This is a genomic window from Actinoplanes sp. NPDC051343 (assembly GCF_044455125.1).
In the GTDB taxonomy this organism is placed as follows: Bacteria; Actinomycetota; Actinomycetes; order Mycobacteriales; family Micromonosporaceae; genus Actinoplanes.
This window is the reverse complement of the sequence record NZ_JBITEL010000012.1, coordinates 232,847-257,548: the sequence shown is the minus strand read 5'-3', so window position 1 is coordinate 257,548 and position 24,702 is coordinate 232,847. Positions and strand designations below refer to the sequence as shown.

The following is a 24,702-nucleotide window of genomic DNA, read 5'->3' as shown; positions in this document are numbered from 1 at the left end:
CCCCAACGAAAAGCTTTAGAACGCGTCCTCGGAAAGCTCCATCGCATCGAGCGTGGTGGCCTCGATGATGCGACGGTCGGAGCCCACCCGGGGAAGCACCTCGCGTACGAAGAACCGGGCCGACGCGATCTTGCCCTCGTAGAACCTCTTGTCCGACGGCGAGACCTCGCCGCCGAGCGCCTTGAGGGCCACCTCGGCCTGCCGCAGCAGCAGCCAGGCGAGCACCACGTCGCCGAGGGCGAGCAAAATGCGCCGCGAGCTCAGACCGACCTTGTAGAGCTCGGTCGGCTCGCCGCCCTGTGCCCCGGCCAGCCAGGTCATCACGGTGGCGAGGATCTGCTGCAGCTCGCCGAGCGCCTTGCCGAGCGCGAGCCGCTCGACCTTGAGCTGGCCGTTGCCGGCTTCGCTCTCGATGAACGACTGCATCTCGCCGGCGAGCGCGCCGAGGGCCTGACCCTGGTTCTTCACGATCTTGCGGAAGATCAGGTCGAGGCTCTGGATCGCGGTCGTGCCCTCGTACAGCGTGTCGATCTTGGCGTCCCGCACGTACTGCTCGAGCGGGTAGTCCTGCAGGAAGCCCGACCCGCCGTACGTCTGGAGCGCCTCGTGCCCGAGCAGCTCGTACGCCCGCTCGGACCCGACGCCCTTGACCAGCGGGAGCAAAAGGTCGTTCATCTTGGTGGCGGCCTTGGCCGCCGCCGTGTCACCGGCCGCTTCGGCGATCGCGACCTTGTCCTGCCAGGTCGCGGTGTAGACGGTCAGCGCACGCAGCGCCTCCGAGTACGACTTCTGCAGCAGCAGCGAGCGGCGTACGTCCGGGTGGTGGGTGATCGTGACCCGGGGAGCGGCCTTGTCGTCGTTCTGCACCAGGTCGGCGCCCTGCACGCGGTTCTTCGCGTACTCCAGCGCGTTCAGGTAGCCGGTGGAGAGCGTGGCGATCGCCTTGGTGCCGACCATCATCCGCGCGTACTCGATGATCATGAACATCTGACGGATGCCCTGGTGCACCTCGCCGAGCAGCCAGCCCTTGGCCGGCACGCCGTGCTCGCCGAAGGTCAGCTCACAGGTGTTGGAGACCTTCAGGCCCATCTTGTGCTCGACGTTGGTGGCGAAGACGCCGTTGCGCTCGCCCAGTTCGCCGGTCTCCGGGTCGAAGTGGAACTTCGGCACGATGAACAGCGACAGGCCCTTGGTGCCCGGGCCGCCGGCGCCCTCGACGCCGGCCGGGCGCGCCAGCACGTAGTGGATGATGTTGTCGGTCAGGTCGTGCTCACCCGAGGTGATGAACCGCTTGACGCCCTCGATGTGCCACGAACCGTCGGCCTGCGGGATGGCCCGGGAGCGACCGGCGCCGACGTCCGAACCGGCGTCCGGCTCGGTCAGCACCATGGTCGAGCCCCACTGCTTCTCGACGAAGAGCCGGGCCCACTTCTTCTGCTCCTCGGTGCCCTCGGTCTCGACGACGTGGGCGAACGAGGGACCGGACGAGTACATCCAGACGGGCGCATTGGCCCCGAGAACGTTCTCGGCGAGCGTCCACCAGAGGGCGCGCGGGGCGAGTGTGCCGCCGAGCGACGACGGCAGGTCGAGGCGCCAGAACTCGGCGGCCATCCACTGCTCGAACGACTTCTTGAACGACTCCGGCAGCGGCGCGGTGTGCGTCTCGGGGTCGAAGACCGGCGGGTTGCGGTCGGCGTCGGTGTAGCTCGCCGCCAGATCCTCGGTCGCCAGTCGGTTGACCTCGGACAGAACGTCGCGCGCGGTTTCCGCGTCAATCTCGTCGTACGGCGCCTGACCGAACGCGCGGTCAGCCCCGAAGACCTCGAACAGGTTGAACTGCTGGTCCCGGAGGTTGCTCTTGTAGTGAGTCATGGTGCGGCCCCAAACGCGAGTTACCCGTCAGTAATAACCACTCTATTACCCATCGGTAGACAGCGACAAGATGACAGCTGATCTGTTACCAACCACCCAGTTCGGGGGTCGGGTCGACCGACTCGCACATCAAGCGGCCCCGATCGGCCAGGCAGCAGGACAGCCGTTCGGCTATTTGCGAGCTCCGACGCCTCGGCGACGTATCGGGTCGCCGGGAGGCTCGTTTCTCCCCATAGACACGAAGCTCTTGCCTTCGAAACCGGCCAAGGGGGCGCACATGTTCGCCACGATCAAAAATCTGATTCCCGAACCTCGCCAGGCGGACCAGCCACGTCGCTACGTGGGAAAGCACCGTCGCGCCGAGATTGCCGCCGAAGTCACGCCGGTCCCGGTCGTCGCGGAGCTCGAAAAAGAGACAGCCACCGTCTAGCTGCCGGCCGCGCCGACTTCCCAACTCGGCATCGGCACCGTCGGCTCCTCGTCCGTGCCCGCGTACTCCAGCAGAACCAGCGCGATGTCGTCCTCGAGACGACCGTGCACCCAATCGACCAGGGCGGTCTCCAGCGAGGCCAGCCCGTCCCCGACCGTGCCGTGACCGAGCAGCCGCCACGCCCGGTCCGCGGTCGGGAAGAACTCGCCCTCCCGCCGCGCCTCACCCAGCCCATCGGTGAACAGCAGCAGCCGGTCACCCGGCTCCAGACGCTCGACCCGCGGCTTGACCTCGGGCATGAACCCCAGCGGAGGCGCCGGCGCGTCCGGCTCCAGCGGAATGACCTGGCCCCGGCGCAGCAGCAGCGGCGCCGGATGTCCACAGTTGACGATCGTCAGCGTGCCGCCACGCTCCTCGACCAGAGCCGCGGTCACGAAATCCTCGTCGCCTACGCTGCGTGCAACCGCCCGGTCCAAATCGGTCACGATGGTCTTCAGATCAGCCCGCTCGTAGGCCACGTGGCGGTAGGAACCGAGCACGATGCTCGCGAGCCGGACCGCATCGAGTCCCTTGCCACGGACATCGCCGATGATGATGCGTACGCCGTAGGGCGTGTCCAAGGCCTCGTAGAGGTCGCCCCCGATGTCGGCGGCGGCCGTCGCCGAAATGTACCGACCGGCCACCGCGAGCGCGCCGACCTGCGGGCCCACCGGACGCAGCACCGCCTGCTGGGCCACCGCGGCCAGCCGCTGCAACTCGGCGATGCGGTTGGCCTGGCGCTGCCGGATCGTGGCAACTGCGGCCGCGATCGCGGTGGCCAGCACGATGCCCAGAATGTTCGCCATTTCGGACACATTGGGCGCGCCGCCCTCCGCCCCCACGAACGCCATCCCGACGATCGCCGCGAGCACGCCGACGAACAGCACCGTCTGCCAGAACGCGAAGACCGCGGCCAGGAACGGCACCGCGACGAGCAGACCCACGAAGTTGGCCTCGGGACCGTCCGCAAGCTCCACCGCCGACACGACGGCGAGCAGCAAGAGGGCCGCGCCGAGACCGACGCGGGACCCTGGGCTGACCGGACGGCGACGGCCCGGCGGGAGATTAGGCATGGCTACGCGCAACAGCATGCCCGATCGGAACGATGCACTGCATCAACTTGACCCGTAGTCTGAGCGGGTTCTGACCGGTCGGTGCCCGCCCGACCCCCACGCCGGTGTCACTATGTCGCGGTGACAGTCGATCTGCCTGATCGTTTGCGGGCCGCCTTCCGCTGGACCGACCCCGGCGAGGACTACCTGGTCAGCGACCGCTCGGGCTGGTGGCGCGACCCGGCGATCCTTTCCGGCCTGGGCGACGCGCTGGCCGACCTCTTCCGGGCCGAACGCCCGACCGTGGTGATCTCCCCCGAGGTCACCGGTTTTCTGGTCGGCCCGCTGACGGCCCGGTCGCTCGGCGCCGGCTTCGTCGAGGCCTACCGGGCGGGCGCCCGGCGGCCCATCGCCGAGGCGATGATCTGGACCGAGGTGGTCGATCACCGCGGCGAGGTCCAGCTTCTGGGTGTACGGCGTGAGCTGGTACGCCCCGACGACCGCGTGCTCGTGGTCGACGACTGGGCGGCGACCGGAGCCCAGGCCGGGGCGTTGAAAGCCCTGGCCGGGGACCGGTACGTCGGAACCGCTGTGATCGTCAACGAGTGCGCGCCTGCGCTCTCCTCGGAACTCGGCGTGCGCGGCCTGTTGACCGGCGCGGACCTTTAGGCCGGCTTCCAGTTCTGCAGCACGCCGCGCGACGGGTTGAACCCGACCGCCCGGTATTCGCCCACCTTCGCCGTCACGTACGGGTCGTCGGCCATCACGGCGAACGCCTCGGCCTCGGTGGCGACGTCGAGGATGACCACACCGCCGTTGGGGGGCGTCTGCCGGCCGGCCGAGACGACGAGACCCGCGGCCTCCTTCTCGTCCAGGAACGCCAGATGCGCGTCCCGCACCTGGTCGACCTCGTCCAGCGGCGCGGTATAAGTCGAGATCATCAGATACACAGTGGCGTTCCTCTCCGGCGGCGGCTCCCCGTCAAACGTACGATCTACATCATGAACGACTTCGGGCGTTATGGAGTCTGGGTGAGCCGGCGGTTGTGGCCGGAGGATGCCAATCTCATCGCCTCGGCGGCTCAAGAGCTGGAAGGCCTCGGCTTCGGTTCGGTCTGGATCGGCGGCAGCCCACCCGACGATCTGCACCTGGTCGAGTCGATCCTCGCCGCCACCTCGCACCTGGTCGTCGGCACCAGCATCGTCGACATCTGGCGCAGCCGGGGCGAGGTGCTCGCGGCCAGCCAGCACCGGCTCGACCGCCACTACGCGGGCCGCTTCGCCCTCGGCGTCGGCTCGGGCCACGCGCCGACGGCCGAGTCGCTCGGTCAGGCGTACGTGAAGCCGCTGACCAAACTGCGCGACTTCCTCACCGACAAACTCCGCTCGGTCCCCGTCGAGGAACGCATGATCGCCGCCCTCGGCCCGAAAGCCCTGGAGACGGCCCGCGAACTCACCGCCGGCGCCCTGCCCTACCTGACGCCGCCGGCCCACACCGCCGACGCCCGCCGGATCCTCGGCCCCGACCGCCTGCTCATCCCCGAACAGAAGGTCTTCCTCGGCACCGACCCGGCCCAGGCCCGCACGGTCGCCCGCCGCATCACCACTTCGTACCTGGCACTTCCCAACTACACGACGATGCTGCGCAACTACGGCTTCACCGACGACGACCTGGCCGGCGAGGGCAGCGACCACTTCGTCGACACCGCGGTCGTCTGGGGCGACGAGGCCGCCGTCCGCAAGGGCGTCGACGCCCACCTCGAAGCGGGCGCCGACCACGTGGCCATCCAGGTCCTCTCGGCCGACGCCGGCGAACACCTGCCGTTGGAGGAGTGGCGCCAGATGGCCTCAATCTTCCTTGGTCACGACTAGGTAGCCCTGCGGCTGCCGCTCGTGCGGCTCGGCCGCCGTCTCGATTCGCAGCGCCTCGCGAAACCCGGCCCGCACCAGCAGGCCGGCGAGGACGTCGGTCCGATACCAGTACACGTCCAGGTCGATATCGTGCCCGTATCCCCGGGTCAGCGGATGCTTGCTGCCGTCCCCCACCTTGAAGGCGTACGCGAGCCGCCCGCCCGGCCTCAGCACCCGGTGAAACTCGGCGAAGGCCCGGGGCAGCAGCTCCGGCGGGGTGTGCACCAGCGAATACCACGCGACCAGCCCACCGAGACTGTCGTCCTCCCGCCCGATGTCGAACAGCGACCCCACCTCGAACCCGATCTCCGGATGCCTCTCCGCAGCCACCGCCACCATCCGCGGCGACAGGTCAATCCCGCTGACCTCAAGCCCGAGCCCGGCGAGATAGCCGGTGATCCGCCCCGGCCCACACCCCACATCGACCACGGGCCCGGTCACCAGCTCGGCAAACCCGCCCAGCACGGCCCGGCCCCAGACCGATTTGTCGAGCTCATCCCGCAAAAGCGCCTCGTAGTCCACGGCGACCACGTCATAGGCCGCCCGGGTCCGCTCCACATAGCTCGCGTCATTCACGCCGCAACCCTGCCAGTCAATGCCGTCACCAGGCGCCACCCGGCCGAGCCCTGTCCCAGCCCGAGGCGGTCGGCCCGGACCCGTCCCGCCTGTTGAGCGTTCTGGCACCCTGGGCGACCACGGCCCGGCCCGCTTCAACCACGACCTGACCGGCGACTGATACAGCCCAGCAGTCTGGGCTGCCCGGCGTCACCAGCTTCGCTAACGTCCCGACCAGCGACTTGGACGCCGTCCCGGCAAATGTATGGCCGAGCTGGCTTCGACCTAGGTCCTCGCCTCGCGACGACCCCTAGCCCCGACGGCGTGCGTTATAACCACAATGAGGATTCGCCGGAACGCGGACCGGAGGGGATTTGAACCCCTGGTGGGGGCACGGCACGCGGGTGGCGCCACACGCCTCCCGCCGCCGAGCGTGCCCCGCTTCCAACCGTCAGCGTCGCCATAACCCGGCTCTGCCACCGGTCCAGCGCCCAGTCTCGTCCATGAACGGTTTCGGCACTACCGCATCCGACGCCTGCTGACGCAACGCCAAACGCGGCTCAGCTCCACACTTCGTGTGCCCCTGCCTACGAGAGCGCGCCGACCAAGCTCGGCCAGCGGAGCAACCGGGCCCGGCCTCGCGATCTGAGCGACGATGGGGGCATGGGCCGCGCCACCGAGTACTCAGTCGTGCTGGACGTCGAGGATTGGCTGATGATCGACGCGACTTTGGACGACGAGCTCGATCGGCTGTCCCAGGAGGGCTGGGATCAAGACGACTGGGGAGAGCCTTCGCGTGACCCGCACTGGGCTGAGCTGAGCGAGTTGGGCCTCAGCGTCCGTCAGGCCGGCTGGGCCCAAGTCCCGGAGCAGCAGCGCAACCAGCGTCGGACGGCCGGCCGAGCCGAGACCCTCACTCCGACCGCCCGGCAGTGGGGTCTGGTCGTCTTCGCGCTGGAGTCCCGCGGCAGCCACCAGATCCCTGCGGGCGTAAGGCCGGAGTATGTCGAGATGCTGAAGACCACCGCTGCCCGACGGCGTCGAATCGCAGCCCTGCTGCGCCGGCAACTGGCCGTCGGCGGTCTTAGCCAGGTGCCCGTCGTCGACACCCGCGGCCGCTAACGGTTTTGGGCGCAACCACCCACTCGGGCCGCCTGATCGGGGCGGGCGTTCTGGGCGCAACCACCCGCTCAGGCCGCCCGATCGGAGCGGGCATTTTGGGCGCAACCACCCACTCAAGTCGCCTCATCGGGGATGAGCATTGGGCGCAACCACTCACTCAAGCAAGCCGGCTGGTCGGAGGCGAGCCTATGGGCGCAACCACTCACTCAGGTCGCCCGGTCGGGGTGAGCGTTCTGGGCGCGCCAGCGCCCTGCTCGGCCCGGGCGGGCCCTCGGCGGGAGCTGCGGTCCGTCACCCACCACCCCGATGCGACCCCTGGATCTTGATCTAACTGGTCGGCCAGGTGCGGAACTTGTGCGACGAACGGCTCGGGGTCGGGCCGCGCTGGCCCTGGTAGCGGGAGCCGTAGACGGCCGAGCCGTAAGGGTGCTCGGCCGGGCTCGACAGGCGGAAGATGCAGAGTTGCCCGATTTTCATGCCCGGCCAGAGCTTGATCGGCAGGTTGGCCACGTTGGACAGCTCCAGCGTGACATGGCCCGAGAAGCCGGGGTCGATGAAGCCGGCCGTCGAGTGGGTGAGCAGGCCGAGGCGACCCAGGCTGCTCTTGCCCTCGAGGCGGCCCGCGAGCTGGTCGCCGAGCGTGATCACCTCGAGGGTGGACGCCAGCACGAACTCGCCCGGATGGAGCACGAACGGCTCGCCCTCCGGCACGTCGACCAGCGCGGTGAGCTCGTCCTGCTGCTCGGCCGGGTCGATGTGGGTGTAGAGGTGGTTGTTGAAGACCCGGAAGAACCGGTCGAGGCGCACGTCGATGCTGGACGGTTGCATGAGCGCGGGCTCGAACGGTTCCAGAGCGAGGTCGCCAGCCTTGATCTCGGAGACGAGGTCGCGGTCGGAGAGCAGCATCGGAACACTGTACCTAGCTGCATCTTAAGGGTGTTTTAGTGGGCGTGTCGAACAGATGTTCGATAGAATCACCGCATGGCTTCCTGGTCCGATTTCGTCGCCGCTGAACCAACCCTCGCGGCGGGCATCCGCGCGCTCCTCCAGCAGTACGGGCCTGGCATGGCCTACCTGGCCACCGTGCGCGCCGACGGCTCCCCGCGCATCCACCCGGTCTCCCCGGTGATCACCGACGAGGGCCTCTACTGCTTCATCGTCAACTCCCCGAAACGCCGAGACCTCGACCGCGACGGCCGCTACGCGCTGCACACCTATCCCCCGGAGGAGACCGACGACGAGGCCTACCTGGCCGGCCGCGCCACCCCGGTCCGAGACCCGCGCGTCATCAACGACCTGGCCGACGCCCTCCGCGCTTCCCACGCCGTCGACTGGCGGCTCTACGAACTCTTCATCGACACGGCAACCCTCCGACGGCACGGGCCGGTCGGAGCGCTTCCGCTTTCCGCAACCCCGGCCGTACGCGCGGTGGCCCGCACCTGGCGAGCCGAGTTATCCCGACCGCTCGCCGTCGCCTGATCCGGTGCCGCCACGAGCACCTGCGATCAGGTACAGTGAGCGGCGCTGCGGGTGTAGTTCAATGGCAGAACATCAGCTTCCCAAGCTGACAGTGCGGGTTCGATTCCCGTCACCCGCTCAAATCCGGGATGCCCCTGTCCGCATAGTGCGCGGACCAGGGGCTTTTCGCATATTTACCTGGGGGCCGAGCCCCCAGACCCCGCGGTGCGGTGGGCGCTCTGGGCGGTTCGGAACCGGGTGTTTTCCAAGGCGTTCCGCCTTGATCAGGCGGCTCCATAGGTTGCCCAGCCGAGCTGACAGTTTGGGTTCGGTCCCGTCACCCGCTTCGTTGAACGGAAGCCGTGGTCTGGGCCGATGGTTCGTCAGGGCTTTCGTCGTTCTTGGCCACGCTGGAATAGGGATGGGCCGTTGGCCGGATCGCGAAGGCGGCCGTGAACATGGTCGACGCGGCGGTCACGCAGAGGGCGACCAGCGCACAGAGGACGGCCTGATCGCCCGGGCCTCGCGTGCCGGTGGCACCGAGGATTTCTACGATCGCGGTGGCGAACGTGCCACCGGCTATGAGCGCTGCCCGAGCGACGATCGAACGAATGACCCGCGGATGCGTTCGGTCGCCGACGGCCTGGTCGTTGCTCTGGTCTGTCACTTAAGCCGTGACGGTGGTGTAGTTCCCGACGCTCTGGCAGGTGGGCCGACGTTGTGGTTCATCCTTCTGGAGAGCACTGACAGAAATCTCGCTTAGCGGCCGTTCTCTCGCGTTATCCACAACTCTTTGTGGTCGTCCACAGACTTACCCACAAGATGTGCACAGATAGCGCTCTTCCGAATGGGTGGCCGCCCGCGTCTGAGCGCGTCCGGCAGGCAACCAAGAACGCGCTATGTGCCCAGCGCCGACAGTGCCGGAGGTCAGCGGGGTGCAGATCCGCTACACGCCGGGCAGCCTGGAGCCCGCGGGTCGCTGGTGTGGCCCGATCGGTAAGGCGTTCAAGCGGCTCGTCAACGGCCTGAGGACAGCATCACCATGTTCGCCGTTTCGGGAAGAGGGCGTGGAGGCTGGGCAGGCGGGTCGGGATCAGCGGGGCGTCGGCTGGGGTGAAGTGGGGGGCCGGGCGCAGGGTCGGCAGGTCGGCTCGGTCTTGCCAGTAGTGGTCGCCGTAGGTGTCGGGGGCCGCGGCCTGTAGGCGTTCCGCGTGCAGGGTGAACGGGGACGCGTGGCCGGCCGCCATCGCCTGGACGACCGGCAGGGCGGCCAGGCCGGCGTCCGGGTCGGCCAGGACCGTGTGGAAGTCGGCGCGGCCCAAGGCGACCAGGCCGAAGCGGAACTCGGCGAAGCCGTCCTCGGAAACGTAGCCGCAGCACAGGTAGCAGGCGGCGCCCAGTTCCCAGTGGTCGGCCATCGCCGCCTGGCCGCGCAGCCACAGGTCGAACTCGAGGATCTGCACCGGCTGCAGGGCGGGCAGGCGCCGGGCCACCGCGTCACCGATCTGCATGCCGCTGGGCCATTCCGCCAGGTGGCCGGCCTCTACCCGGGCCGCGTCGATCAGCTCCCAGAATTCCACGTTTGGAGCCTCTCACCGCGGCGCCGGTCAGCTGATGGAAACGAAGACATTGTCGATCTCGCCCGCGAACTGGTCGTTGCCTTTGGCCGGGCCTTTGCCGCCGACGCGTAGCGGCTCCGGGTTGGCGATCGACAGCCCGGGCGGTACGCGGACCCAGGCCCGTTCGACGCCGTCCACTGTGATGACCAGGCGGTCTGAGGTGCGGGAGCAGACCAGGCTGTGCCAGCGGCCGTCGGCGACGTCGATCCACGGTTCGGCGCGGTAGATCCAGTGCCGCTGGCCGGCGATCACGCAGCTGGGGTGTCCGAGCAGGTGGTCGACCTGGAGTTTGTACTGGCTGCCCCCGCCGACCGAGTAGCCCTTCTGGACGACGTTGGCGCCGTCGGAAAGGTCGGAGCGGGTCATCAGCACCGACGCGCCGTACTCCATCGGCCGGGTGCCGGGGTTGAGGCTGTCGTCGCGGAGGCCTTGGAGGATGGCCCGCGGGCAGTCCCGTTCCCGGGCCAGCGTGCACCGGCGCGGGTAGGCGACGGCGAAACCTGACCCCTTGGGTACGAGCCGCAGTTCGCCACCGTTCTGGCCGAGCGGCAGCAGTGCGTGGTCGCCGCCGAGGTCGGTGATCGGCCGGCGGATGCCACCGTCGAACGTGTAGCGCAGGTCGACCGGCCCGCCGGCGACCGCGACCTTCCCGCGGGGCAACGGCGGCGCGAAGGTGCCCTGGTTGGGAAGGATTCCGCCGACGGCCGGGGCGGTCGGCTTGACGGTCGGAGGGGCGGACACCGGCGTGACGGTGGGGAAGGCGGTGAGTGCCGAGGCGGCGGGGCGGGGGTCGAAGGCGGCGCTGGACCGGGTGAGGGTGAGCCCGGCCGCGATGAGAAGCGTCCCCGTCAAACCGAAGCACCACCAGATGCGAGACATGGGCTTATTGTCCGGATTGACCGAGAACGCGGGAAACCGCCCCTCGAGCAAGAAGGAGGCCCAAGTTGTCAACATCCAGGTTTCCGCATCTCAAAGCCGCTATAAACCACGGCAGCTCCGCCCAAGACGAATTCTGTCGGCGGAATTGTTGACAATCCACCGAGACCACCTAGGCTCGGTAGCGGAATCGAGGGACGGAAAAAACGAGATCTGGGAGGTCCGGATGAGGACCGTCGTGGTGACCGATCCCCCGCGTGCCGACATCGGCGACGCCGCGACCCTGGGCGGCTTCGGTGTGGCCACCGTTCACGAGGCCGTCGGCCGCACCGGCTATCTCGGACCCGAGTTCCGACCGGCCTGGGCCGGCGCGCAGATCGGCGGCACCGCGGTCACCGTGCTCTGCTGGCCCGGCGACAACCTCATGATCCATGTCGCGGTGGAACAGTGCCGGCCCGGCGACGTGCTGGTCGTGGCCACCAACTCCCCGTCCACCGACGGCATGTTCGGCGAGCTCTTCGCCACCTCGCTCCAGCAGCGCGGCGTGCGCGGCGCGGTCCTGGCCTGCGGTGTCCGCGACGTGGCCGCGCTGCGGGAGATGCAGTTCCCCGTCTGGTCGCGCGCGGTCAGTGCACAGGGGACGGTCAAGGCGACGGCGGGCGCGGTCAACGTGCCGATCGTGCTCGGCGGCCAGGTCGTTCACCCGGGTGACGTGCTGCTCGGTGACGACGACGGCGTCACGGTGGTGTCGCGCGGCGAGGTCGCGCGAGCGCTTCGCGCCGCGCAGGCCCGGGTGGAGAAGGAAGAGGTTTCGAGGGCCGCTTTCGCGGCCGGGGAGCTCGGCCTCGACCGGTACGGCCTGCGCGCGCGGCTGCCCGAGTTCGGTCTCGAATACGTGAGCTACGAGCAGTACGTCAAGGACGGTGACGGTGCGTAGCACCACGGCGTACGAGGAGACCGGCGTCCGTTGCACGATGCTCCGCGGAGGCACCTCGCGGGGGTTGTTCTTCGAGGCCGCCGACCTGCCCGCCGACCCGGCCGACCGCGACGACCTGCTGCTGCGCCTGATGGGCTCCCCGGATCCGCGCCAGATCGACGGGCTCGGCGGCTCGACGTCACTGACCAGCAAGGTCGCCGTGATCAGCCGATCGCAGCACCCGGAGTCCGATGTCGACTTCCTGTTCCTGCAGCTCGGCGTCGACGAGGCGACCGTGAGCGACCGGCAGAACTGCGGCAACCTCCTGGCCGGGGTGGGTCCGTTCGCGGTCGAGCGCCGGCTGGTCGACCCGGGCCACCCGGAGACGAGTGTCCGCATCCGCATGGTCAACTCGGACAGCGTCGCGATCGCGACGTTCGCGACCCCCGACGGGCGGGTCGAATACCGCGGGGACGTGACCATCTCCGGCGTACCCGGGAAAGCGTCACCGATAGTCCTGGCGTTCGACGGCACCGAGGGTTCGGTGACCGGTCGGCTTCTGCCGACCGGTCACGTCCGGGACGAGATCGACGGCATCGCCGTGACCTGCGTCGACAACGGCATGCCGGTGGTGCTCGCGGCCGCCGGATCGTTCGGTCTGACCGGCTACGAGTCGCACGACGAACTTGCCGGCGACAGCGCGCTGCTCGACCGCATCGACACGCTCCGGCGCAAGGCCGGTCAGCTGATGGGTCTCGGTGACACCGAGGGTGAGTCGGTGCCGAAGACCGTGCTGGTGGCGCCGGCCCGCGACGGCGGCCAGGTCTGCACCCGCTCGTTCATCCCGGTGCGCCCGCACACCGCGATCGGCGTGCTCGCCGCGATCAGCGTGGTCACCGGCCTGCTGCTGCCGGGCGCGGTCGGCCACGAACTGACCGACGGCTGGCCGTCCGAGCGCATCGACGTCGAGCATCCGACCGGCCATCTGCTGGTCGACGTCGTCATCGACCGTGAGGCGACACCGACCCGGGTGATCCGCTCGGGCGTGGTCCGCACCGCTCGCAAGCTGTTCGACGGTGTCGCCTACCCCCGCGCTGTTTAGGGAGACCGATGCACCAGATCGCTCACCTGGCCCACATCGAGATCCGCACCCCGGTGCCCGAGCAGAGCCTCGACTTCTTCACCCGCTATCTCGGCCTGACCGAGAACGGTTCGGCCGGGGACTCGGTCTTCCTGCGGGCGTGGGACGACTACGAGAACATCACGATCAAGCTGACCGCGCACGCCACCTCGGGCGTCGGCCGGACGAACCTGCGTGCGGCTGGTCCCGAGGCGTTGAAAGAGCTGGTCGCCAAGATCGGTAAGGGCGGCTGGCAGGACGGCGATCCGGGCTACGGGCCGACCTTCGTCTTCACCGACCCGGACGGGCACGAGTTCGGCCTGTACTACGAGAACGAGTGGTACCAGCCTCCGCCGGCGTTGAAGCCGGCCCTGAAGAACCAGGCCCAGGCCTACCCCGGGCGGGGCGTGAGCGTGCGACGGCTCGACCACATCAACTTCCTCGGCGTCGACGTCGAGTCCAATCGCGACTACTTGCGCGACGTGCTCGGCGCACGGGTCACCGAGCAGATCGTGCTCGACGACGGCACGGTCAACGGCAGCTGGACGACGTTCACCAACAAGGGCTACGACGCGGTCTACACCAGGGACCGCACCGGCACTCCGGGCCGGCTGCACCACATCGCGTTCGCGACCGACTCCCGCGACGACATCCTTCGGGCCGCCGACATCGCCCTCGAGCAGGGCGTCTTCATCGAGACCGGGCCACACAAGCACGCGATCCAGCAGACCTTTTTCCTGTACGTCTACGAGCCCGGCGGCAACCGCATCGAGTTGTGCAATGCCGGCGCGCGGCTGGTGCTGGCGCCGGACTGGCAGCCGATCGACTGGACCGAGGCTGAGCGTGCCCGGGGTCAGGCCTGGGGTCTGCAGACGATCGCGTCCTTCCATACGCACGGAACACCGCCTCTGACCGGGGAGCCCGCATGATCATCGATTGCCATGGCCACTACACGACGGTTCCGGCCGCGCACACCTCGTGGCGTACGGCGCAGCTGGCGGCGTGGGAGGCCGGCGAGAGTGCGCCCGCCTATCCGAACATTTCGGAAGAGGCCCTGCGGGAGTCGATCGAGGGCAGTCAGCTGAAGCTGATGCGCGAGCGCGGCGTCGACCTGACGATCTTCTCGCCCCGCGCCTCGGCGATGGCCCACCACCAGGGCGACGAGGGCGTGAGCCGGGCCTGGGCGGAGGTGTGCAACGACCTGATCGCCCGCGTGGCCACCCTCTATCCGGACCACTTCGTCGGGGTCGCCCAGCTGCCGCAATCACCCGGCGTCCCGATCGCCAACTCGATCGCCGAGCTGCGGCGCTGCGTGCTCGAGCTGGGCTTCGTCGGTTGCAACCTCAACCCCGACCCGAGCGGCGGCCACTGGGACTCTCCCCCGCTCACCGACCGCAGCTGGTACCCGTTCTACGAGGCGATGGTCGAACTGGACGTGCCGGCCATGGTGCACGTCTCGGCGGTCACCAACCCCAACTTCCACGCCACCGGTTCGGCGTATCTGAACGCCGACACCACAGCGTTCATGCAGTTTCTGCAGTCCGACCTGTTCAAGGACTTCCCGACGTTGCGGATCGTCATCCCGCACGGCGGCGGAGCGGTGCCGTACCACTGGGGACGCTTCCGCGGCCTGGCCGACATGCTCAAGCGGCCGCCGCTCGACGAGAGCGTGATGAACAACGTCTTCTTCGACACGTGCGTCTACCACCAGCCCGGCATCAACCTGCTGTTCGAGGTCATCGACGTCGACAACCTGCTGTTCGGCTCGGAGATGGTCGGGGCGGTACGCGGCATCGACCCGGAGACCGGCCACTACTTCGACGACACCCGGCGCTACGTCGAGGCGCTCAAACTGCCCTCCGACGAGCTGGCCAAGGTCTACGAGGAAAACGCCCGGCGGGTCTACCCACGGCTCAACCGTGCCGGCTGAGACTTACGACCTTCTGCGGTCGGCGATCCTGAAGGGCGAATATCTGCCCGGCGAGCGCCTGGTCGAGGCCCAGCTGTGCGAGCGGCTGGGCACCAGCCGGTTCAACGTCCGGGCCGCCCTGCAGGATCTCGCGGCCGACGGGCTGGTCAAGGTCGAACGGAACAAGGGCGCCCACGTACGCAAGGTCCCGCTGGACGAGGCGATCGAGATCACCGAGGTCCGCATGGTCCTCGAGGGTCTCGTCGCCGCCCGGGCCGCCGCCCGGGTGACCGATGGGCAGGCGAGCGAGCTCGACGAGATCGGTCTGCTGATGCGCCGTGCGGTCGGCGCGGGCGAGTTCCGGCGGTACAGCGATCTCAACGCGCGCCTGCACGGCCTGATACGCAGCATCGCCGGGCACCGGACCGCCGAGGGCATCATCGAGACGCTGCGCGGCCAGCTGGTGCGCCACCAGTTCATGGTCTCGCTGCATCCGGGCCGGCCCGCGGTCTCGCTGCCTCAGCACGAACGGATCATCGCGGCCATCCAGGCGCAGGATCCGCAGGCCGCCGAGGCGGCGATGCGGGACCACATCGCCAGCGTCATCGCCGTGCTCCGCGAAATCGAGGCATAGAAGCAGCTCAAGCGCCTTCTACAGCGGATCGTTGACAATTGTGTCAGCTATCTCTACCGTCTTCGATGTGTAGCGCGGATCACACCTGGGACGAAAAGGTTGCGGATAGCCATGCTGAGAACACGGTTCGTCTCATTGATTACCATCGCCGCCCTCGTAGCCGCCACGGCCGGTTGCGGTAGTTCGAACAGTTCTTCGACCACCCAGGCGGACAAGATCAAAGTCGGGGTCATCCCGATCGTCGACGTGGCCCCGATCTACATCGGAAAAGCGCAGGGCTTCTTCTCCAAGCGCAACATCGACCTGACGCTCGAACAGGCCCAGGGCGGCGCGGCGATCGTGCCGGCCGTGGTCAGCGGGCAATACCAGTTCGGGTTCAGCAACGTGGTCTCGCTGATGCTCGCCCAGTCGAAGAACGTGCCGATCAAGGCGGTTGCCAACGGCAACAACGCGACCGGCGACCCGAAGAAGGACTTCGGCATGCTGGTCGTGAAGGACCCGGCCATAACGAGCGCCAAAGACCTGGCCGGCAAGACGGTCGCCACCAACACGCTCAAGAACATCGTCGACACCTCGGTCAAACAGATCGTCAAGCAGGACGGCGGCGATCCGGCCCAGGTCAAGTTCGTCGAACTGGGCTTCCCCGACATGGGCGCCGCCCTCGACGCCGGCCGGGTGCAGGGCATGTTCGTGGTCGAGCCGTTCCTGTCGGCCGCGCTGGCCAAGGGCTGGCACACCGTCGGGTCGTTCGCCGACGTGCAGCCCAACCTCTGCATCTCGGCGTACTTCACCTCGCAGCAGGAGATCGCGAAGGACTCCGACCTGGTGTCCCGCTTCGGCGAGGCGATGAAGGAGTCGCTGACCTACGCCGACGCCCACCCCGACGCGGTGCGGCAGATCGTCACGACGTACACCTCGATCAAGTCGGACGTGGCGGCCAAGATGACGCTGCCGAAGTACTCGACCGGGATCGACAAGGCCTCGCTCGACAAGCTGAGCGCCCTCATGGTCGGCGACGGCCTGCTCCAGCAGCCGGCCGACACCGGGAAACTGCTCCCGTGAGAGGAAAAGCCCCGCTGGGAATCCTCGGGCTCGTCCTGTTCGGACTGGTGCTCGAGGTCCTCCCGCGGATCGGGGTGCTCCCGGCCGAATACTTCCCGCCGACCAGCCGCATCGCCCGCGCCCTGGTCGACGAACTCGGCCGCGGAGCGTTCTGGCAGGCGGTGCTCGGCACGGTGTCGACCTGGCTGATCGGTCTTGCCGTCGCGGTGGTGGCCGGCATCGTGTTCGGACTGGTGATCGGCTCCGTCCCGATCCTGCGGGCGATCACCTCGTCGACCATCGAGTTCCTCCGGCCGATCCCGTCGGTGGCGCTGCTGCCGCTGGCGGTCGTGCTGTTCAGCGCGCCGATCCGGTCGATCCTGCTGCTGGTCGTCTACGCGTCGTTCTGGCAGGTGCTGATCCAGGTGCTGCACGGCGTCACCGACGTCGACCCGATCGCGCAAGAGACCGCGGCCTCCTACCGGCTCACGCGCCGGCAGCGCGCGTTGCGCCTGATCTGGCCGACCACCCTTCCGTACGCGATGACCGGCATCCGTCTGGCAGCCAGCGTGGCCCTGGTTCTGACCGTCACCGGTGAACTGCTGATCGGCGGCACCAAGGGCATCGGCGAGTTGATCGCGGTGGCCCAGACCAGCAACGCGGTGCCCCCGATGTACGCGCTGGTCGTCGTCGCCGGGCTGATCGGCCTGGCCGCGAACCTGGTCACCCGCCGGGCCGAGCGGCTGGTGCTGGCCTGGCATCCGTCGGTGCGAAGGGAGCTACCGCTGTGAGTCTCCTGCGCCGCTTCGGGGTCGCTCTCGGCCTGCCGGTCGTCCTGCTCGTCACCTGGTGGTTCGCCAGCGCCGGCAGCCAGAGCTTCTACGAGCCTCCACTTTCCAAGATCATCGCGGTCTTCCCGGACACGTGGACGGCCGACCGGCTGCGCAGCGATGCGCTGCCCAGCGTCGTACGCCTGCTGGTCGGCTTCGTTCTTGCCGTTCTGATCGGGGTCGCGCTCGGCGCGGTGATCGGGGCGAACCGGCGGCTGCGCGCCCTCGTCGAACCGACGCTGGAGTTCCTGCGGGCGATCCCGCCGCCGGTGCTGGTGCCGATCCTGATCCTGGTCGCCGGTATCGGCGACGCCACCAAGGTATTGGTCATCGTCGTCGGCGCGGTCTGGCCGGTGCTGCTCAACACGGTCGAGGGCGTACGCGGCGTCGACGACGTGCTGGCCGACACCTGCCGCAGCTACCGCATCGGGGGCGGCCTCCGGCTGCGCCACTTCATCCTGCGGGCGGCCAGCCCGCAGATCGTCGTCGGCGCCCGCCAGGCCCTGTCGATCAGCATCATCATGATGGTCATCGGTGAGCTGCTCGGCACCACCAACGGCCTCGGCTACACGGTCATCGAATTCCAGCGCGGCTTCCAGATCCCCGAAATGTGGAGCGGCGTGTTCGTCCTCGGGCTGCTCGGCGTACTGCTCGCGCTCGCCTTCCGCCTGATCGAGCGGCGGGTCCTGAGCTGGTATCACGGCGCCCGCGCGGCCGAGCGCAGCGGAAACTAGGAGGCACCCGTGCTGGAGATCAGTTCACTGCGCAAGAGCTACGACGGCCACGGCCGCCAGGTCGAGGCGCTCCGCGACATCACGCTCACCGTCGCCGACGGCGAGTTCGTCTGCGTCGTCGGACCGTCCGGGTGCGGCAAGACCACGCTGCTGCGCTGCCTCGGCGGCCTGCTCACGCCGACGTCGGGCGAAGTGAAGGTGGCCGGGCGGCCGGTCACCGGGCCGCCGGACGGCCTGGCCATCGTCTTCCAGGAGTACGGCCGAAGCCTGTTCCCCTGGATGCGGGTGGCCGAGAACGTCGAGTTGCCGCTCAAGTCGAAGGGCCTCGACCGTTCCGCACGCGGTCGCCTGGTCGCCGAGTCCTTGGCGGCGGTCGGGCTGGCCGACGCCGGCCGGGCCTACCCGTGGCAGCTCTCCGGTGGCATGCAGCAGCGGGTCGCGATCGCCCGGGCGATCGCCTTCCAGCCCCGGGTGCTGCTGATGGACGAGCCGTTCGCGGCGGTCGACGCGCAGACCCGGGCCGACCTCGAAGACCTGGTCCGCACGGTCTGGCAGGCGTCCGGGGTGACCCTGCTCTTCGTCACCCACGACATCGACGAGGCGGTCTACCTCGGTCAGCGGGTCGTGGTGCTCTCCGCCTCACCGACCCGGGTGCTGGAAGATCTCGACATCGACCTCCCGGCCGAGCGCGACCAGCTCACGACCCGGTCCGATGCCCGGTTCGTCGAGCTGCGGACCCACGTCTACGCGCGCATCCAGGAGGCGAAGCGGTCGGGCGGCGGGACGCCGGCGTCCTTCTCAACGACCACCTGACGGGGCCGGCGCGGGCTGCGTGGGCGCGGCCACATGCGCCGGCTCCCCGATCACCGCGTGGATCACGTCGTCGAGCGTGATCACGCCGAGCGGGCGGCGACCGTCGCTGACCAGCACGATGTGCAGCCGGTCGCGGCGCATGGCGAGCAGCAGGTCGGCCAGCGAACGGTCGGGCGACATCACCGCCAGCGGCCGGATCAGCTCGGCCGGGATGGGCAGGCTGCGCTGAGCCGAGGAGTACCCGAGGATGTCCTTGACGTGCACGAACCCCAGCACCCGGCGGGTCTCCCGCTGCACCACCGGGAAACGGGAACGCCCGCTGCGCGTCGACAGCGCCTCGATCGTCGCCGGCGACACGTCGTCGGCCACCGTGGTGACGCTCGACCAGGGCCGCAGTGTGTCGGACGCCGTACGGTCGTTGAGGTCGAGCGCGGCGTGGATCCGCGCGTACTGTTCGGTGCCGAGCAGGCCCTCGCTGCGTGCCTGGGTCACCATGGCGGCGAGTTCCTCGGCCGTGAAGACTGTCTTCACCGCGTCCGTCGGCTCGATCTGCCAGATCCGCAGGATCGTCCGCGAGGCCCAGCGCATCGCGTTGAGCAGCGGCTTGGTCGCGGTGCAGAAGGCCAGCATGAACGGGCCGAGGTAGAGCGCGGAGCGTTCCGGGCCGGCCAGCGTGATGTTCTTCGGCACCATCTCGCCGAGCACCGTGTGCAGGAAGACCACGACCACCAGGGCGAGCACGAACGCGACCGGATGCACCGCGTCTTCCGGCAGGTGAACGGCGTGGAACGGCTGCTCGAGCACATGGGCCAGCGACGGCTCGGCGAGAGCGCCCAGACCGAGCGAGCAGACCGTGACCCCCAGCTGGGAGCCGGCGATCACGAGCGGGATCTGGTTCATGGCCGACAGCGCCCAGCGGGCCCGCTTCGAACCGGCGGCAAGCGGCTCGATCGCCGTACGCCGCGACGCGATCAGCGCGAACTCGCCACCCACGAACAGCCCGTTGCCGATCAGCAGCAGGATCGTGACCAGGACCTTAGTCATCGGCCGCCTCCGGGGACGGCGAGACCATCCGCACCTGCCCGATGCGGTGGCGGTCGACCTCCATCACGGTGAACTCCCACCCGTCGACCGCCAGCGACTCGCCGACCACCGGGATGTGGCCGAGCCGGGACAGCAGGAAGCCGGCCAGCGTTTCGTAGGGGCCCTCGGGGAGCGCGAAGCCGGTCTGCTCGGCCAGTTCGTCCTCCCGCAGCAGGGCGTCGACCAGGTACGTCTTCTCGCCGGTGGGTGCGGTCAGCTCGGTCGTGCCGATCTCGTCGACGTCCGTGTCGTACTCATCGGTGATCTCGCCGACCAGCTCCTCGATGAGATCCTCGACCGTGACCACGCCGTCGGTGCCGCCGTACTCGTCGACCACGATGGCCAGGTCGGCGTCGGCGGCCCGCAGCGCCGCCAGCACCTTGTCGAGGCTGAGGCTCTCCGGCACGTACACCGGTTCCTTGGCGATCGTCGAGACCGCCGTGCCGGCCCGGCGCTGCGGTGGGATGCCGAGCGCGTCCGGCACCCCGGCCACGCCGGTGACCAGGTCGATCGTGTTTTCGTAGACCGGGAACCGGGTGTGCCCGCTCTCGCGGGCCATCGCGATCAGGTCGGCGACGCTGGCCGTGTTCTTGAGTCCGAGCACGTCGACCCGCGGGGTCATCGCCTTGGCCGCGCGTTTCTCGCCGAAGCGGATCGTGCGGCGCAGCAGGGTCGCCGTCTCGGTGGGCAGCGCACCCGCCCGGGCGCTGATCGCGGCGAGCAGGCCGAGCTCCTCGGGCGAGCGGGCGCTGGCCAGTTCCTCCTGCGGCTCGACCCCGATGCGGCGGACCAGCCAGTTGGCGGTGCCGTTGAGCACGCCGATCAGCCACCGGAAGGTCCGCGAGAACGTGCGCAGCCCGGCCGCCGTGGCCAGGGCGACCCGCATCGGCCGGGCCAGCGCCGCGTTCTTGGGCACCAGCTCGCCGAAGAGCATCGAGAACAGCGTCGCCGCGATCAGCGCGAGCGCGTGCGTGATGCCGTCGGTCGCGTCGCCGGCCACCGGACGGACCAGCGGGTCGAAGACCTTGGAGAGTGCGGGCTCGGCCAGGTAACCGGTGAGCAGGGTCATCAGCGTGATGCCGAGCTGGGTGCCGGAGAGCTGGAACGAGAGCTCGTGCAGGGCGTGGCGCACCCGGCGGGCTCGCCGGTCGCCCGCTTCGGCCCGGGCGTCGATCTCCGACCGGTCGACCGTCACCAGGCCGAATTCGGCCGCCACAAAGAACGCGTTGCCCACCGTGAGCAGCACGAACGCCGTCAAGGGGAGCACCGCGGTCAGCAGTATGCCGGCCATGATCGGTTCACCTCGGCCCTCATTCTGCCGGACCGCCCATGGACGCGAGTGAACACGGGTCGGGCAACCGACCCGATACGGTCATGTTCATGAGCCTTGCCGAAGAGTTCCTGCTTCTCGCGTACGCGGACGACGGCACTCCGCTGACCGACGGCATGCACCTGGACAACGGCCTCGGCGGCGCCCTGTTGCTCGACCTGGCGATGGCCTCGCGGATCGACGTCGTGGACAAGCGGGTGGTCGTGGTGAACCCGGAGCCGACCGGCGAACCCCTGGTCGACCAGGCTCTCGAGCGCATCGGCGGCGCCGAGAAAAGCCGTAAACCGGGCTACTGGGTGTCGAAGTTCTCCAAGGACACCCGGCCCCGCGTGCTCGATAAACTGGTCGCCGACGGCGTGCTGACGATGGAGAAGGACCGGGTGCTCGGGGTCTTCCCGCGCACCCGCTACCCGGCGGCCCAGGGCACCGAGCCGGCCGTCGAGACCGACGCCCGCATGCGGATGCGGGCCGCCGTCCTCGGCGACGGGACGGTCCAACCGCGTACGGCCGCACTGTGCGCGCTGGTCGCGGCCACCGACCTTGATCGCAAGATGTTCGCCGACCTCGACCGCAAGCGGGTCAAGGCGCGCCTGGCGGAGATCAGCCAGGGCGAGTGGGCGGCCAAGGCGGTGAAGGCCACGATCGAGGAGATTCAGGCCGCCATCCTGATCGCGATCGTCGCGGCGACGACCACCGGGGCCGGCGCCAACGCCTAAGCGTCCTGCTTGAGCGAGCGCAGCAGCACCGTGGCGACGTCGACGACCTCGACATTGTCCTGCTCGCCCTTGGCCGTGACGCCGTCGCCGATCATCGTGTAGCAGAACGGGCAGCCGACCGCGACGGTCTTGGCGCCGGTGGCCAGGGCCTCCTCGGTGCGCTCGATGTTGATCCGCTTACCGATCTTCTCTTCCATCCACATGCGGGCGCCGCCGGCGCCGCAGCAGAACGAGCGTTCCCGATTGCGGGGCATCTCTGTCACTTCGCCGAGCACCTCGCGGGGCGCGTCGAAGACCCGGTTGTGCCGCCCGAGGTAGCAGGGGTCGTGGTAGGTGATGCCGCCGTCGACCGGCTGCACCGGCGTGAGCTTGCCGGTCGCGACCAGGTGGGCCAGCAGCTGCGTGTGGTGCACGACTTCGACCTTCAGACCGAGCTGCTCATATTCGTTGCCGAGCGTGTTGAAGCAGTGCGGGCAGGTGGCGACGATCTTCTTGACGTTCGCTTCCTGCAGGGTCTCGACGTTCTGCTGGGCCAACATCTGGAAGACGAACTCGTTGCCGATGCGCCGGGCCGGGTCACCGGTGCAGGTCTCGCCCTCGCCGAGGATCGCGAAGTCGACACCCGCCTCGTGCAGCAGCGTCGCGACCGCCCGGGTGGTCTTCTTGGCCCGGTCCTCGAACGCGCCCGCGCAGCCGACCCAGAACAGGTACTCGAAGTCTTCCTTCTCGCCGACGCGCGGCACCTCGAAGTCGAGGCCCTTGGTCCAGTCCTCGCGGGTGTTCTGCGGCGAGCCCCACGGGTTGCCCTTGTTTTCCAGGTTGCGCAGCATGACGCCGGCCTCGGACGGGAACGACGACTCGATCAGCACCTGGTAGCGGCGCATGTCGACGATGTGGTCGACGTGCTCGATGTCGACCGGGCACTGCTCGACGCAGGCGCCGCAGGTGGTGCACGACCAGAGCACGTCCGGGTCGATCACACCGTTCTCGTCCTCCGTGCCGACCAGCGGCCGGTTGCCCTCGGCCAGCGCAAGGACGTCCATGTGCGCCAGCTGGGCCTCGGTCGCCTTCTCCTCGCCGGTCAGATCTTTACCGCCGCCGGCCAGGAGATAAGGAGCTTTCGCGTACGCGTGGTCGCGCAGGCTCAGGACGAGCAGCTTCGGCGACAGCGGCTTGGCCGTGTTCCAGGCCGGGCACTGCGACTGGCAGCGGCCGCACTCGGTGCAGGTCGTGAAGTCGAGCAGACCCTTCCAGGTGAACTGCTCGACCTGGGCGACACCGAACTGGTCCTTCTCGGGGTCGGCCTCTTCGAAGTCGAGCGGCTTGCCCTCGCTCATCATCGGCCGCAGCGCACCCAGCCCGGAGCCTGCGGGCTTCTCCGGGCTGCGCTTGAAGTAGATATTGAAGAACGCCAGGAAGCGGTGCCAGGCCACGCCCATCGTCGGGTTGAGGCCGATCGTGATCAGCCAGCCCATCGAGATCAGCAGCTTGACCAGCGCGACCCAGGTCGGGCCGTCAGCTTCTCTCGGCAAGATCGCGCCGACCGCGTGCGACAGCGGGGTCGCCCACGTGGGGAACTCGAAGGTGTCGTTGGCAACCTTGAACCCGCGGATGAGGAAACCGCAGATCAGCACGCCGATGATCACGGCCTCGACGAAGTAGCCCTGCCACATCGTCGACCCGCTGAAGCGGCTCACCTTGGCTCGCCGGTCCTTCTGGCGCCGGGCGATCAAGTAGACGATGCCGATCAGGCCGAGAATGCCGATCCACTCGGTGACGAACCCGTACACGATCCAGCCGCCGATCAGCGGCAGGCTGTTTTCCGGGTTGACGACCTCGAAGTACGCCTCGAGCACGAGCAGGAACAGCAGCATGAACGAGACCATCACGAACCAGTGGGCGGCACCGATCGCGCTCCACTTGAGCATCCGGGTGTGACCGACGGTCTCCCGGAGCATGGTCGTCGTGCGTTTCTGAGGATCGGCGAAGCGAGCCGGGTCGGGCCGGCCCCGCCGGATCACCGCGGTGATCGTCAGAACGGCCCGCACGGCGAGCACGATCGCGGTGACGGTGACGATGCCCGTCAGGACGGTGGCGATGATCTGCGCGGTGCCCATGCGGCTGAACCTCCTCGATCGGCCACCATGTTACTCATGAGTAATAGACGGCCGCGAGGCGCCGGTCAAGAGAGCGCCCACCCCACGCCGTAGCGCGGGGTGCGCCCCGAACTTTACCCGCCGGAAGCGGGCGAAAATGCCTAACGCCAGCGCGACAGGATGGCGAGCGAAGCCACCATGCAGCCGAAACCAACCGCAAGGTTCCAGTACTGCCAGGCCGCCACCGGGTATTCCTGACTGGAAAGGTAATAAACAACCAGCCAGGCGATGCCGACCACGATCAATGCGACCGCGGTGATCGGCAGCCACACGGGACTCGGCTTCTTGGAAGCCGCAGTCGCCGCCGGACGGATATCCGTCGGCGGGGTGTAGACCTTCTTCTTTCGAACCTGGGACTTCGGCACGGTGGTCTCCTGAAGGGCAACAAGTGGTGAACAACCCACCGCTGAGCGGCTCGGGTGGGACCCGAATGCTGCCCGTGGCGAATACTGTTCGACAGCTAGCGTAGTCAAGGCAACGCGCAGAC

At 68.7% G+C, this 24,702-nt stretch carries 27 protein-coding genes and 2 tRNA genes; 16 read left to right on the top strand and 13 right to left on the bottom strand.

Going from position 1 to position 24,702, the window contains the following annotated elements:
• Window positions 1–15 precede the first annotated feature (15 nt).
• The gene (locus ACIA5C_RS34980; protein WP_396062726.1) at window positions 16–1,872 is read right to left on the bottom strand and encodes an acyl-CoA dehydrogenase; all 1,857 of its coding nucleotides are present in this window, start codon (window positions 1,870–1,872) and stop codon (window positions 16–18) included.
• A gap of 277 nt (window positions 1,873–2,149) precedes the next feature.
• Here ACIA5C_RS34980 and ACIA5C_RS34975 point away from each other — a divergent pair, with 277 nt between their 5' ends.
• The gene (locus ACIA5C_RS34975) at window positions 2,150–2,302 is read left to right on the top strand and encodes a hypothetical protein (protein WP_396062724.1); all 153 of its coding nucleotides are present in this window, start codon (window positions 2,150–2,152) and stop codon (window positions 2,300–2,302) included.
• Here the strand turns inward: ACIA5C_RS34975 and ACIA5C_RS34970 are convergent.
• Window positions 2,299–3,432 carry a PP2C family protein-serine/threonine phosphatase gene (locus ACIA5C_RS34970; RefSeq protein WP_396062722.1) on the bottom strand — a complete coding sequence of 378 codons (1,134 nt, stop codon included), beginning with the start codon at window positions 3,430–3,432 and terminating at the stop codon, window positions 2,299–2,301. The two genes, ACIA5C_RS34975 and ACIA5C_RS34970, sit on opposite strands and share 4 nt — an antisense overlap.
• Before the next feature lie 102 nt (window positions 3,433–3,534).
• Between ACIA5C_RS34970 and ACIA5C_RS34965 the strand changes: the two genes are divergently transcribed.
• Window positions 3,535–4,062 (top strand): phosphoribosyltransferase, encoded by a 528-nt coding sequence (locus ACIA5C_RS34965; RefSeq protein WP_396062720.1) that lies wholly within the window; start codon window positions 3,535–3,537, stop codon window positions 4,060–4,062.
• Here the strand turns inward: ACIA5C_RS34965 and ACIA5C_RS34960 are convergent.
• Window positions 4,059–4,334, bottom strand: coding sequence for a YciI family protein (locus ACIA5C_RS34960; protein WP_396062718.1), 276 nt, complete (start codon window positions 4,332–4,334; stop codon window positions 4,059–4,061). The genes ACIA5C_RS34965 and ACIA5C_RS34960 overlap by 4 nt on opposite strands.
• 60 nt (window positions 4,335–4,394) lie before the next feature.
• Between ACIA5C_RS34960 and ACIA5C_RS34955 the strand changes: the two genes are divergently transcribed.
• The gene (locus ACIA5C_RS34955) at window positions 4,395–5,264 is read left to right on the top strand and encodes an LLM class F420-dependent oxidoreductase (RefSeq protein ID WP_396062716.1); all 870 of its coding nucleotides are present in this window, start codon (window positions 4,395–4,397) and stop codon (window positions 5,262–5,264) included.
• Here ACIA5C_RS34955 and ACIA5C_RS34950 read toward each other — a convergent pair.
• Window positions 5,241–5,918 carry a class I SAM-dependent DNA methyltransferase gene (locus ACIA5C_RS34950; protein WP_396062714.1) on the bottom strand — a complete coding sequence of 226 codons (678 nt, stop codon included), beginning with the start codon at window positions 5,916–5,918 and terminating at the stop codon, window positions 5,241–5,243. The genes ACIA5C_RS34955 and ACIA5C_RS34950 overlap by 24 nt on opposite strands.
• 299 nt (window positions 5,919–6,217) lie before the next feature.
• A tRNA-OTHER gene (locus ACIA5C_RS34945) sits at window positions 6,218–6,344 on the bottom strand.
• A gap of 177 nt (window positions 6,345–6,521) precedes the next feature.
• On the opposite strand from ACIA5C_RS34945, the gene ACIA5C_RS34940 reads away from it, so the two are divergent.
• Complete coding sequence (locus ACIA5C_RS34940) at window positions 6,522–6,980, top strand: hypothetical protein (protein ID WP_396062712.1); 459 nt, start codon at window positions 6,522–6,524, stop codon at window positions 6,978–6,980.
• Between the two features lie 327 nt (window positions 6,981–7,307).
• On the opposite strand, the gene dcd is transcribed toward ACIA5C_RS34940, so the two are convergent.
• The gene (dcd, locus tag ACIA5C_RS34935) at window positions 7,308–7,886 is read right to left on the bottom strand and encodes a dCTP deaminase (RefSeq protein WP_396062710.1); all 579 of its coding nucleotides are present in this window, start codon (window positions 7,884–7,886) and stop codon (window positions 7,308–7,310) included.
• Between the two features lie 75 nt (window positions 7,887–7,961).
• On the opposite strand from dcd, the gene ACIA5C_RS34930 reads away from it, so the two are divergent.
• Complete coding sequence (locus tag ACIA5C_RS34930; RefSeq protein ID WP_396062708.1) at window positions 7,962–8,459, top strand: pyridoxamine 5'-phosphate oxidase family protein; 498 nt, start codon at window positions 7,962–7,964, stop codon at window positions 8,457–8,459.
• Between the two features lie 47 nt (window positions 8,460–8,506).
• Window positions 8,507–8,577, top strand: a tRNA-Gly gene (locus ACIA5C_RS34925).
• Window positions 8,578–8,775: 198 nt separating this feature from the next.
• On the opposite strand, the gene ACIA5C_RS34920 is transcribed toward ACIA5C_RS34925, so the two are convergent.
• The 3 genes from ACIA5C_RS34920 to ACIA5C_RS34910 form a co-directional block, all read right to left on the bottom strand.
• A complete protein-coding gene (locus ACIA5C_RS34920; protein WP_396062706.1) occupies window positions 8,776–9,105 on the bottom strand; it encodes a hypothetical protein in 330 nt (109 codons plus the stop codon).
• 370 nt (window positions 9,106–9,475) lie between these two features.
• Window positions 9,476–10,018 carry a DUF4240 domain-containing protein gene (locus tag ACIA5C_RS34915; RefSeq protein WP_396062704.1) on the bottom strand — a complete coding sequence of 181 codons (543 nt, stop codon included), beginning with the start codon at window positions 10,016–10,018 and terminating at the stop codon, window positions 9,476–9,478.
• A gap of 27 nt (window positions 10,019–10,045) precedes the next feature.
• Window positions 10,046–10,936, bottom strand: a complete 891-nt coding sequence (locus ACIA5C_RS34910; RefSeq protein ID WP_396062702.1) for a LamG domain-containing protein — start codon at window positions 10,934–10,936, stop codon at window positions 10,046–10,048.
• A 223-nt stretch (window positions 10,937–11,159) separates the two neighbouring features.
• Here ACIA5C_RS34910 and ACIA5C_RS34905 point away from each other — a divergent pair, with 223 nt between their 5' ends.
• The 9 genes from ACIA5C_RS34905 (at window position 11,160) to ACIA5C_RS34865 (ending at window position 18,930) form a co-directional block, all read left to right on the top strand.
• Window positions 11,160–11,870, top strand: a complete 711-nt coding sequence (locus ACIA5C_RS34905) for a 4-carboxy-4-hydroxy-2-oxoadipate aldolase/oxaloacetate decarboxylase (protein ID WP_396062700.1) — start codon at window positions 11,160–11,162, stop codon at window positions 11,868–11,870.
• Window positions 11,863–12,951 (top strand): 4-oxalomesaconate tautomerase, encoded by a 1,089-nt coding sequence (locus ACIA5C_RS34900; protein WP_396062698.1) that lies wholly within the window; start codon window positions 11,863–11,865, stop codon window positions 12,949–12,951. The genes ACIA5C_RS34905 and ACIA5C_RS34900 overlap by 8 nt, the downstream gene beginning before the upstream one ends.
• A gap of 8 nt (window positions 12,952–12,959) precedes the next feature.
• Window positions 12,960–13,898 carry a VOC family protein gene (locus tag ACIA5C_RS34895; protein WP_396062696.1) on the top strand — a complete coding sequence of 313 codons (939 nt, stop codon included), beginning with the start codon at window positions 12,960–12,962 and terminating at the stop codon, window positions 13,896–13,898.
• Window positions 13,895–14,899, top strand: a complete 1,005-nt coding sequence (locus ACIA5C_RS34890; protein ID WP_396062694.1) for an amidohydrolase family protein — start codon at window positions 13,895–13,897, stop codon at window positions 14,897–14,899. Before ACIA5C_RS34895 ends, ACIA5C_RS34890 begins: the two co-directional genes overlap by 4 nt.
• Complete coding sequence (locus tag ACIA5C_RS34885; RefSeq protein ID WP_396062692.1) at window positions 14,889–15,512, top strand: GntR family transcriptional regulator; 624 nt, start codon at window positions 14,889–14,891, stop codon at window positions 15,510–15,512. The genes ACIA5C_RS34890 and ACIA5C_RS34885 overlap by 11 nt, the downstream gene beginning before the upstream one ends.
• A 111-nt stretch (window positions 15,513–15,623) precedes the next feature.
• Window positions 15,624–16,574 carry an ABC transporter substrate-binding protein gene (locus tag ACIA5C_RS34880; RefSeq protein ID WP_396062690.1) on the top strand — a complete coding sequence of 317 codons (951 nt, stop codon included), beginning with the start codon at window positions 15,624–15,626 and terminating at the stop codon, window positions 16,572–16,574.
• Window positions 16,571–17,344, top strand: coding sequence for an ABC transporter permease (locus tag ACIA5C_RS34875; protein WP_396062688.1), 774 nt, complete (start codon window positions 16,571–16,573; stop codon window positions 17,342–17,344). The genes ACIA5C_RS34880 and ACIA5C_RS34875 overlap by 4 nt, the downstream gene beginning before the upstream one ends.
• Complete coding sequence (locus ACIA5C_RS34870; protein WP_396062686.1) at window positions 17,341–18,117, top strand: ABC transporter permease; 777 nt, start codon at window positions 17,341–17,343, stop codon at window positions 18,115–18,117. Before ACIA5C_RS34875 ends, ACIA5C_RS34870 begins: the two co-directional genes overlap by 4 nt.
• A 9-nt stretch (window positions 18,118–18,126) precedes the next feature.
• Entirely contained in the window at window positions 18,127–18,930 is an 804-nt protein-coding gene (locus ACIA5C_RS34865) for an ABC transporter ATP-binding protein (RefSeq protein WP_396062684.1), read from the top strand.
• Here ACIA5C_RS34865 and ACIA5C_RS34860 read toward each other — a convergent pair.
• Window positions 18,916–19,974, bottom strand: coding sequence for a hemolysin family protein (locus tag ACIA5C_RS34860; RefSeq protein WP_396062682.1), 1,059 nt, complete (start codon window positions 19,972–19,974; stop codon window positions 18,916–18,918). The two genes, ACIA5C_RS34865 and ACIA5C_RS34860, sit on opposite strands and share 15 nt — an antisense overlap.
• Window positions 19,967–21,304, bottom strand: a complete 1,338-nt coding sequence (locus ACIA5C_RS34855) for a hemolysin family protein (RefSeq protein ID WP_396062680.1) — start codon at window positions 21,302–21,304, stop codon at window positions 19,967–19,969. Before ACIA5C_RS34855 ends, ACIA5C_RS34860 begins: the two co-directional genes overlap by 8 nt.
• 89 nt (window positions 21,305–21,393) lie before the next feature.
• On the opposite strand from ACIA5C_RS34855, the gene ACIA5C_RS34850 reads away from it, so the two are divergent.
• A complete protein-coding gene (locus ACIA5C_RS34850; RefSeq protein ID WP_396062678.1) occupies window positions 21,394–22,059 on the top strand; it encodes a GPP34 family phosphoprotein in 666 nt (221 codons plus the stop codon).
• Here ACIA5C_RS34850 and ACIA5C_RS34845 read toward each other — a convergent pair.
• A complete protein-coding gene (locus tag ACIA5C_RS34845; protein WP_396062676.1) occupies window positions 22,056–24,176 on the bottom strand; it encodes a heterodisulfide reductase-related iron-sulfur binding cluster in 2,121 nt (706 codons plus the stop codon). The two genes, ACIA5C_RS34850 and ACIA5C_RS34845, sit on opposite strands and share 4 nt — an antisense overlap.
• A 140-nt stretch (window positions 24,177–24,316) precedes the next feature.
• On the bottom strand, window positions 24,317–24,580 hold the full coding sequence (locus ACIA5C_RS34840; protein ID WP_396062674.1) for a cell division protein CrgA: 264 nt from the start codon (window positions 24,578–24,580) through the stop codon (window positions 24,317–24,319).
• Window positions 24,581–24,702 lie beyond the last annotated feature (122 nt).

Bases quoted from the DNA above. Each gene is read 5' to 3' on its own strand.
- ACIA5C_RS34930 (WP_396062708.1), top strand. From the start codon at position 7,962: ATGGCTTCCTGGTCCGATTTCGTCGCCGCTGAACCAACCCTCGCGGCG.
- ACIA5C_RS34940 (WP_396062712.1), top strand. From the start codon at position 6,522: ATGGGCCGCGCCACCGAGTACTCAGTCGTGCTGGACGTCGAGGATTGG.
- ACIA5C_RS34960 (WP_396062718.1), bottom strand. From the start codon at position 4,334: ATGATCTCGACTTATACCGCGCCGCTGGACGAGGTCGACCAGGTGCGG.
- ACIA5C_RS34895 (WP_396062696.1), top strand. From the start codon at position 12,960: ATGCACCAGATCGCTCACCTGGCCCACATCGAGATCCGCACCCCGGTG.
- ACIA5C_RS34905 (WP_396062700.1), top strand. From the start codon at position 11,160: ATGAGGACCGTCGTGGTGACCGATCCCCCGCGTGCCGACATCGGCGAC.
- ACIA5C_RS34970 (WP_396062722.1), bottom strand. From the start codon at position 3,432: ATGCTGTTGCGCGTAGCCATGCCTAATCTCCCGCCGGGCCGTCGCCGT.
- ACIA5C_RS34850 (WP_396062678.1), top strand. From the start codon at position 21,394: ATGAGCCTTGCCGAAGAGTTCCTGCTTCTCGCGTACGCGGACGACGGC.
- ACIA5C_RS34860 (WP_396062682.1), bottom strand. From the start codon at position 19,974: ATGACTAAGGTCCTGGTCACGATCCTGCTGCTGATCGGCAACGGGCTG.
- ACIA5C_RS34855 (WP_396062680.1), bottom strand. From the start codon at position 21,304: ATGGCCGGCATACTGCTGACCGCGGTGCTCCCCTTGACGGCGTTCGTG.
- ACIA5C_RS34955 (WP_396062716.1), top strand. From the start codon at position 4,395: ATGAACGACTTCGGGCGTTATGGAGTCTGGGTGAGCCGGCGGTTGTGG.
- ACIA5C_RS34845 (WP_396062676.1), bottom strand. From the start codon at position 24,176: ATGGGCACCGCGCAGATCATCGCCACCGTCCTGACGGGCATCGTCACC.
- ACIA5C_RS34980 (WP_396062726.1), bottom strand. From the start codon at position 1,872: ATGACTCACTACAAGAGCAACCTCCGGGACCAGCAGTTCAACCTGTTC.
- ACIA5C_RS34880 (WP_396062690.1), top strand. From the start codon at position 15,624: ATGCTGAGAACACGGTTCGTCTCATTGATTACCATCGCCGCCCTCGTA.
- ACIA5C_RS34890 (WP_396062694.1), top strand. From the start codon at position 13,895: ATGATCATCGATTGCCATGGCCACTACACGACGGTTCCGGCCGCGCAC.
- ACIA5C_RS34910 (WP_396062702.1), bottom strand. From the start codon at position 10,936: ATGTCTCGCATCTGGTGGTGCTTCGGTTTGACGGGGACGCTTCTCATC.
- ACIA5C_RS34975 (WP_396062724.1), top strand. From the start codon at position 2,150: ATGTTCGCCACGATCAAAAATCTGATTCCCGAACCTCGCCAGGCGGAC.
- dcd (WP_396062710.1), bottom strand. From the start codon at position 7,886: ATGCTGCTCTCCGACCGCGACCTCGTCTCCGAGATCAAGGCTGGCGAC.